The following is a 2,360-nucleotide window of genomic DNA, read 5'->3' as shown; positions in this document are numbered from 1 at the left end:
TTGAGTGGCTGGTCTGGTTCGATGAGCTGCAGCGGACCCACAAGGAGGAGCTAGACGAGGTGATTCGGTCCGGAGATCCGGTCCTGATGTCGAAGACTTTGCGGCAGATGATGGCAGGAAAGAGGTAGAAGTGCGATGGTAGACAACCTTGTTCCCACAGATTTGCGGGTGGATTACTTGGTGGATCCCTTGGGGCTGGACAATCCTACCCCTAGTTTCTCCTGGCGGGTGGAGTCTTCTGGTCGCGGCGGTTTACAGCGGGGGTATCAAGTCCTGGTGGCGAGCAGTGAGGCCTTGCTAGACCAGGACGTGGGGGACCTTTGGGATTCGGGCTTTGTCCAGGCAGGAAATTCGGTCAGTGTGGTCTATCAGGGGAAGCCCCTGGAAAGTTACGCTGAGTACTTCTGGAAAGTCCGGGTTTGGGACGAACAGGATCAAGTTAGCCCCTATAGTGCACCGGCCCGATTTGAAATGGGGATCTTGGATGAAAGGGAATGGCATGGGGAGTGGATCGGGGTTCCCCATGAACGGCGGCCCCGGGTCAGTGCCCTGTTCCGGCGGGAGTTTCTTCTGGAGAAACCCATCAGACGGGCCCGGGCCTACGTGACGGGCCTGGGTTACTATGAGCTTTGGCTCAATGGTCAGAAGGTGGGCCGAAACGTCTTAGATCCCGGCTGGACTGATACGGATAAACGGGTGCTATACAGCACCTACGACATTGCCCCGTATCTGCGTGTGGGCGAAAACGCCATCGGCATCCTGGTGGGACTTGGTTGGGCTGCCCAACAGCAAACCCTTTGCCAGCTGCGGATTGAGTACGGGGATGGGACTATCACGGAGCTTGTCACCAAGGGAAGTGACAATTGGTGGGCCTCCCTGGATGGGCCTATTCGCTACAACCATCTTTTCAACGGTGAGCATTACGACGCCCGGCTTGAACAGACCGGCTGGGCGGAACCGGGATTTGTGCCCTCCCATGGGGTTTGGCGGGAAGCGGTGACCCTAGAGCCGCCCAAGGGTAAGCTGGTATCCCAGCTCCTTGAGCCCATTCAGGCGGTGGATGAATTAATTCCCCAAAGCATAAGGGAGCCAAAGCCGGGGGTCTACGTCTTTGACCTGGGGCAGAATATTGCCGGGTGGGCCCGGCTCAAGGTCCAAGGCCCCCGGGGAAGTCGAGTTGCTTTGAAGTTTGCGGAGATTCTGCATGAGGATGGGACGGTAAACCAGGCTAATTTACGTTCCGCCCAGGCAACGGATATCTACTTCCTCAAAGGGGATGGGGTGGAGGTATATGAGCCTAGGTTTACCTACCATGGTTTTCGGTATATCCAAGTGGAGGGCTTTCCGGGAACACCCACCAAGGAGGCCATCACCGGTATCGTGGTCCGTTCTGCGGTGAAACCGCGGGGGCAGTTTAACTGCAGCAATGATCTACTAAACCGGATCCACAAAGCCATCTGGTGGACCGAGGCCTGCAACCTGCACAGCATCCCCACCGATTGTCCCCAGCGGGATGAACGGTGCGGCTGGCTCAACGATCTTACGGCCCGGGCGGAGGAATCCATCCTCAATTTCCACATGTATCAGTTCTACCGTAAGTGGCTCGATGACATTGCCGACACCCAAGGGGAAAAGACAGGGGCCATCGCGGATACAGCTCCCTACCAACGGATGTACGGCGGTTACCCAGCGGATCCCGTCTCTAGCTGCTACTTGATCATTCCCTGGTTATTGTATCTCCATTATGGTAACAGGGAACTGTTGGAGAAACACTACGCCGGAATGTGCCGGTGGGCGGAGTACCTCCATTCCCAAGCCAAGGATTACATCCTTCACTACAGCTACTATGGTGACTGGGCTTCCCCCATTGCCCACAGTATCCCAGAAAGCATCGGGGCCGGTGCCGTTTCCGCCATCACCCCCGGCAGTCTGATGTCCACCGGATACTACTACTACAACTACGTATTACTCTCCAAGATTGCTAAGGTCCTTGGCAAGGATGATGATGCCCGGCGCTTCGCAAAACGGGCCGAAGAGATCAAAGCGGCCTTCAACGCCCAGTTCTTCGATGCAGCCACCGGGCAATATGCCGGGGGATCCCAGGGTTCCAATACCCTAGCCCTTTTCCTCGATCTTGTACCGCCAGAACACCGGTCACGGGTTGTCGATAACCTGGTCCGGGACATTGAGGCCCACGATTGGCATATTACCACCGGCAACCAGTGTACGAAGTATATCTTTGAGGTGTTGGCGGCGGAGGGAAGGGCCGATGTGGCCTACAAGCTCCTGACCCAGACCACCTATCCCAGCTGGGGATACATGCTTTCCATGGGGGCCACCACCATCTGGGAGCGGTGGGA

The 2,360-nt window shown here is 56.8% G+C and carries 1 protein-coding gene; it reads left to right on the top strand.

Annotated elements, in window-relative coordinates:
• Positions 1–135: 135 nt before the first annotated feature.
• Positions 136–2,360, top strand: a 2,225-nt coding sequence (locus GXX57_05160; GenBank protein HHV44037.1) for a family 78 glycoside hydrolase catalytic domain, incomplete at its 3' end; no start/stop codon positions are given.

Source organism: Bacillota bacterium (genome assembly GCA_012839765.1).
GTDB lineage: Bacteria > Bacillota > Limnochordia > DUMW01 > DUMW01 > DUMW01.
This window is presented reverse-complemented; position numbering and strand designations above follow the sequence as displayed.